This window comes from Chamaesiphon sp. OTE_20_metabat_361, assembly GCF_031364565.1.
The window spans coordinates 1-6,348 of sequence record NZ_JANLWO010000795.1 but is presented as its reverse complement, the minus strand read 5'-3'; the positions used below and the strand labels follow the sequence as shown (position 1 = coordinate 6,348).

At 43.5% G+C, this 6,348-nt stretch carries 6 protein-coding genes and 1 pseudogene; 5 read left to right on the top strand and 2 right to left on the bottom strand.

Annotation, left to right across the window (positions count from 1 at the left end):
* Positions 1 to 47: 47 nt before the first annotated feature.
* Positions 48 to 191 (bottom strand): annotated as a pseudogene (locus tag RMO35_RS25460) (recombinase XerD); the annotation flags it as partial.
* A 190-nt stretch (positions 192 to 381) separates the two neighbouring features.
* Here RMO35_RS25460 and RMO35_RS22515 point away from each other — a divergent pair.
* Positions 382 to 801, top strand: a complete 420-nt coding sequence (locus RMO35_RS22515; protein WP_309744523.1) for a hypothetical protein — start codon at positions 382 to 384, stop codon at positions 799 to 801.
* A 370-nt stretch (positions 802 to 1,171) separates the two neighbouring features.
* On the opposite strand, the gene RMO35_RS22510 is transcribed toward RMO35_RS22515, so the two are convergent.
* A complete protein-coding gene (locus RMO35_RS22510; protein WP_309744520.1) occupies positions 1,172 to 2,281 on the bottom strand; it encodes an XRE family transcriptional regulator in 1,110 nt (369 codons plus the stop codon).
* A gap of 395 nt (positions 2,282 to 2,676) precedes the next feature.
* Here RMO35_RS22510 and RMO35_RS22505 point away from each other — a divergent pair, with 395 nt between their 5' ends.
* The 4 genes from RMO35_RS22505 to RMO35_RS22490 all read left to right on the top strand — a co-directional run.
* Positions 2,677 to 2,844, top strand: coding sequence for a hypothetical protein (locus tag RMO35_RS22505; protein ID WP_309744518.1), 168 nt, complete (start codon positions 2,677 to 2,679; stop codon positions 2,842 to 2,844).
* A gap of 95 nt (positions 2,845 to 2,939) precedes the next feature.
* On the top strand, positions 2,940 to 3,665 hold the full coding sequence (locus tag RMO35_RS22500) for a CHAP domain-containing protein (RefSeq protein WP_309744516.1): 726 nt from the start codon (positions 2,940 to 2,942) through the stop codon (positions 3,663 to 3,665).
* Positions 3,666 to 4,103: 438 nt separating this feature from the next.
* Complete coding sequence (locus tag RMO35_RS22495; RefSeq protein WP_309744514.1) at positions 4,104 to 5,645, top strand: DUF2235 domain-containing protein; 1,542 nt, start codon at positions 4,104 to 4,106, stop codon at positions 5,643 to 5,645.
* A 117-nt stretch (positions 5,646 to 5,762) separates the two neighbouring features.
* The coding region (locus RMO35_RS22490; protein WP_309744512.1) for an SDR family oxidoreductase at positions 5,763 to 6,348 on the top strand (586 nt) is incomplete at its 3' end.

The window sequence follows — 6,348 nt, the reverse complement described above, 5'->3', positions numbered from 1 at the left end:
TCTTATGTCTGGAATGTGCCTGAGCCGAAGCTTGCGCGTCGTCTTAACGACGATCGCACATCCCCACCATTAAGATCCAGCAGTGCCGTAATACTAGAGTGTCGAATCTTATGCGGACTCACCACTCGGTCGTTGGCTTGCCTACCGGAGGTAATCCCTGCCGCTTGAGCCAATCCCCCGACGATCTGATACTGCCAAACGCGATATCGATCGACATCAAGTGTATAAAGAACTGTCGCTCAAAAGAAAGGAAGATTTATTGAGCCAAGTAGCCTTTGACACATTCGATCGAGGTGAGTATTTCTTTAAAAAAGCACGGTAGAACGTCATATTACCGACTATGTTCGCAACATACCAGGCGCGGCGACAGATGAAGAAGCTTTGCAGCTAGATAGCGAATTGGTGCTGCGATCGATTATGACGCAACATGGTTTATTAATCGAACGTGCCAAGGAGATTTTCTCTTTTTCCCATCTCACTTTTCATGAGTATTTTACGGCGAAGTGGATTGTAGATAGTTTTGCAGTTCAGGGCGATCGATTGTTTCTAAAATTAGTTGAGAAGGTTAGCGATCGACGCTGGCGGGAAGTATTCTTTTTGGTATTGGGAATGCTCCCTAACGCTAGTTCTCATTTGCGAGAAATCAAACAAGAAATTGATAGAATGCTGGCTGGTGATGGAAAGTGCCAGGAGTATTTGGTCTGGTTGAATGAGAAATTTCAATCGATCGAATCTGAGAATAGTTTACTCTCACGACTATCTTACTTCTCAGTAAGTTTATTTCATGTGCCCATAACGTAATATTTAATTCAAAGCAAATTTTTCCAAAAACTCGTGATAAGATATTGTTTTAATATTTTTGTCATTACAAACAGACATTAAACATTTAGAATTAGTTACGAGCGTTCGTTGACAAAAGCTTGCGTAATGTAGGTTTAAGATATCATGAAAACTCAAGCTTGGCGATCGATAGCAGCTAGCTTCTCGCAACCAAGATGGATCGGCTACAATAACTGATAAACTCGATCGTTCAATAAATTGGTGGGCATTACAATATTTTGGGTTGTGACACTCTGAAACTACCAGATCGAGGACTTCGGATGAAGTCAACAATAGCAGTTTCCATCAGATTGCGATAACGATATCAGTGCATCTGCATCTAGAAGAGGAATCAATCACTAACCTCAACATCACTTTGTTTCCAAGTTTGCAATTCCTGAGACACTTCTAAAGTTTGTTTGCCCAAAATTTCAGCAGCACGAGAATTTGTCAGTAATCCTTCTTTCAAGAGTGCAGTATATGTCAACCGCTCCAGACGAGTCAGTCTTTGTGGCATGGGAATCTCAGAATTAGGAAGATCCTTATCCTTACCACCACATTTCTTATTAAGAACGCCCATTTGTGTACCGCTTTGCTGTTTGGTAATAATACCAGCTTGTTCGGCTCTAATCAGAATGGTTCTTAAACTCACCCCATATCGTCGCTTGATATCGATTAACAGAGGATCTGGTATCCAGCGATCCCGATAAGCACGCATTTCTCTATGAATGACATTTTTTGGCAGCAAAATAGCTCCAGCTAAATGGTTAGCTGCCTTCTCACGGGGATCTGAAGATTTAGTACGTTCTGGTGGCTGTCGATATTCTTTATGATGAAAAATTAAGTGGGCAAGTTCATGCAACGAAGTGAAGAATTGGCGTTCGGCTACATCAGTACTATTAACGACAATAAGACAACCCCAATCCTCCTCACAGGCGGAAAACCCTGAAATTTTGGCAGGAAGGGGGTAGGGTAAAACTTTTAATCCTTTGCTTTCTAGAAGCGACAAAGAATCGCCAACAGGTGCTGATTCGCCCAATCCTAGCCAATTGCGTACCTCTTTAGAATAGTCTTCGATCGCCTCAGAATCATAAACATCCAAAGGGAATCTAGCTGGAGACGCGGGTACTTCCCCAAGCAGCTTCTCTAAATTGGCATAGTCAGCAACTTTTTGGATGAGATGCTGTTTGATCGTCGGAGTTAATGCAGAAGGTTCATCTGCTCGGAAGAGTAAGGATGAAAAAAAAGAATTTGGATCTCTAGAGTCTGTCAACTCTAAGCCTTGAAGTAGCTCGACTGCTACTCCCATGATCCTAGCAATACTGCTCAATTGAACTAAGCTAGGCTCCCTTTCTCCATTCTCCCACGCTGCGATTGTCTGACGAGTTACGCCAGCCTGTTCGCCCAAGTCCTCCTGCTTAAATCCAAGCTGATCTCGGTAAGCTCGAATCTGATTTGACATTTGTAGCTAAAAAATAAAATTTTAAATGAAGATAATGTTAGATTTCGTCCCGAATGGCGATCTTGGTCGATTGACGATCTCAGTTGTTCGGTGTCCTTGCTTTGAACTGTCTCGCGTTCAGAGGTGCTAACTCATAACCCGCGATAGAGAACCTCGGTGAGGATAGAAATTTCAATGTTTTTATAATTACCCACTCGCTTCCACGTCTTTTCGAGACTGGCTACGCGTGGGTAAGACTATTATGCCCCACTTCAGGCACCCGATCGGCAATCTTGTTAACAAAATCCTACCAAAATCCACACAAGCTATTGACATGATGTTAGATCGCACTTAACATTTAAATAGTCTGTTTGAAGAAAAAGCTTCAGCAGAATGTTAGATTATATCTAAGCTAAATGGCTAAGAATACAGGGAAAGGTTATCGCAAAGGTGCCGTAGACCAACGCAGTCAAACGTACAACCCAGTCACAGACACTTGGACGAAGCGCGATACCGTCACAGGGAGATTTCTTGATGGCAAGCAAGATGGCAATCCATTCAAGGGAGTTCGGAAAGAAGACTAGGCACTAAGCTTGGTCGGTTAAAGCGAGGGGAGAGTAGTTTCCGCTATCGCTCTCCTCCTATTCGAGACTCAAAAGCAAATTAGGTAATCAAACACATGACAAATATCAATCAAGTCTTGCAGATCGCTCAACAAGAGCTAGGCGTAAAAGAACTAGGTAATAGCAACATCGTCAAGTATGGCGACTGGTACGGACACGACCTTAATGGTCAGTCCTGGTGTGCTATGTTCGTTTCTTACTGCCTATCCGGTGCAGGATTACAGACGTACATCGAGACAGAGAAAGGATTTCACTACACTCCTAATGGAGCAAAATGGTTTCAAGAGCAAAAACGATGGTTTAAAGATCCATTGCCTGGAGACATCGTTTTTTTTGATTGGCAAAATGAAACCGATCTCATTCCAGGTGCAGCTAATCATGTTGCTTTCTTCATTGCTAAAACAAAAAAAGGTCAAATTATTACGATCGATGGTAATAATCCGCCAGATGATAAATCCAATGGAGGGGAAGTTCGCTATCAAATACGACCGTTCGATTTCACTGTTATGGGATTTGGTCGTCCTGCCTACACAAACACGATCGCAGAGCCTTTACCTCTATTAAACGGAACCAATCTATTTTCTCTCACAACTAGCGAAGATATTAGGGTCTGGCAAAAGAGAATGATAGCTCGTGGCTATGACTTTGGCACTAATAGTGCAGACGGAGTATTCGGTAAGCGTTCTAAAAAAGTGCTGGAAGAGTTTCAGCAAAAGCTGGGCTTTAAGGTTAGTGGAGTTCTCGATGTGCTGTCATGGCAAGCTGCTTGGACAGCAATTTAGTTAATTTCTAAATATGTTCGATCGATTGATAGGAGCAAGATTAGTTAGAAGATCTTGCTCCCAATTCAGTTGAGAAACTAATATGTGTACGGTACAGAATTCATCTACTCAAAACAAGGATCGCTCGTGTTAGCATTAATTATTTCTTTTTTCACATGCAAGAATAAATTTATGCTAACTTATGATATTTTCAGTTGCTAAACGTGTAAAATATTTATTAAAGAGGATTGAAAATTATAGTTAATCTGCTTGGAGTCACAAAGGAAAAACTATACCAATCGTTGCTTGGGAAGCGAAAGTCTACGCAACTTTACCTTTAGGTTCCCAAACATAGGATTAATGACGGGTTCGATTCAGAATTGTTAAACTAAGCGAACCCAGCTTCTAAGATTTAAGTCCATCGACAAACCGAATAAATTTTATCACCCATAAAGTTTCATGAACAAGCGATTGATTGTTTGCTGCGACGGCACCTGGCAAAAAATTGATAGTCCTTATCCAACCAATGTAGCCAAATTGGTTCAGGCTATTCCGGTATCTCCAGAAAATCTGTTATTTTACGGTGAAGGTGTAGGCACGGGAGATGAAGCTGACAAAATTTTTGGTGGAGCATTGGGATGGGGCATCGATAAAAATATTCAAGAAGCCTATCGGTTCCTCTGTTGTAATTATGCCGATGGCGATCGAATTTATTTGTTTGGCTTTAGTCGTGGTGCTTATACAGTCAGAAGTCTAGTGGGGCTGATTCGTGCCGCAGGGATATTACCGCGAGCGGGTATTCGTCAAATTCCCATCGCTTATAGAGCTTATCAAAATGCCAAAGTCAAATTTTCAGATAAATCCGAGATCGAACGTCAAAACATCAAGCTCAGAGAAACTGACGAGTTGATGGAATTTCGCCAGGATTTACACGATCGGTATCGAGATGGCTATCATGAGGAGGTAGAAATTACCTTTTTGGGCTGCTGGGATACTGTCGGTGCGCTAGGAATTCCCGATCGGATTCCGTGGTTGCCCCTCGATCGAATTCTCAATCGGAAATATCAGTTTCACAATACAAAATTGAGCAGTAAAGTCCTTCATGCTCGCCACGCGCTCTCGATTGATGAAAATCGCCAAGAGTTTGATTTTACCGATCTGATTCCAGCAGATGGTTTGGCCGATCGGGTGGAGCAAGTATGGTTTCCAGGCGGACATGGCTGTATAGGTGGTGGCACCAAAGCTAATAGTCCTTTGTCTAATGCTGCTCTGTTATGGATGATGGCGGAAGTAGAAGCATTGGATTTGGGACTGAGCTTCGACAACCGCAGTAGCATTGAAGATGGAGTTGGCATCGACGCAACAATTTTCTGCTCCAACGAACTGGCTTTTCCATACACCCCAAACGATCGAGCGATTCCAGCTCACAGTAATTTTCATCCATCGGTTCGGCAGCGGTGGCAGGATTGCGCTTGGTATCGTCCTAAATCTCTCACACCATTTGCATCTCAATTAGGTGAGTCACCCCCACTTCATGCCGGATCTTTAACAGTTGGTCAAAACGTTCGATTTGCAGTGCAGGCTAAAGAGCCTGAAAATCACACTGCCATTCAAATTGAAGAAGGTGCTACTTATACTATTAATGTTAGCCCCCTGCAAGTTTGGCAAGATGCCCAAATATCCTCATCGGCAGCAGGCTGGAAGATTGTCAAGTCTGATGACGATGGCGAGTGGAGCATTGAGGGGCTGGAAACTCAAAAGATCCCATTTGCATTAGGCAAGTTTTATCAGCTTTCTAAAGGTATAAGTCGAGTAGCTGAAGCGGAATGGATGGAACTGATAGTTGAAATTGAAGGTGAAAAATATCGAATTGGCTCCGATCTAAGAGTAGAATTTACTGCTATTACTAGTGGTGAATTAATTGCCTATGCGAATGATGCACCTGGGTTCTATCAAAACAATCAGGGCTGGATATTTGCGACGATCGAGCGGACGAATTAAAAGTCCATCTAAATTGTAACTAGCTCTTAAGATCTTAACATTCCAGAAAGCAATCGCTCCAACAGTGGAATGTGAGTGCTAGGATTTGGATTAGAGCTATTACTCATCCATAAATTTATGACAACCTCCGGCTCAATTTTTCTGGCTGGTGCTAGCCGTGGCGTTGGCCATCAAATTGCCCGCATTTTGGCAACCCAAAATGTGCCTGTGTTAGCCTTGATTCGAGATCCTGCCGCCCAAGCCGATCTCCAGGCTCTGAACGTGGAAACAGTGGTGGGTGATGCCCTCAATCCGACCGATGTTACCAATGCCATGAACGTTCAGATTAGTGCGGTCGTCAGTACGATCGGCGGAATGCCCCAGGATGGACAGCGGGCAGATTTCCTCGGTAATAAACAGTTGATTGATGCGGCGGTGAAAAATGGAGTCAGTCGGTTTATTCTAGTTTCCTCCATCGGTGCGGGTGATACTAAAGATGCCATTCCTGCCACTGCCTATGCGGCTTTGGCACCCGTGCTAGCTGATAAGGAAAAGGCCGAGCAATACCTGATGGATAGTGGCTTGAATTACACGATCGTCCGTCCTGGTGGTTTGAAGTCGGAGCCAGCCACGGGCAATGGGGTGTTGACATTGGATACCCATGTGGCTGGCAGCATTACACGAGCGGACGTGGCGGCTTTGGTATGTCGTTGTCTGGCATCGG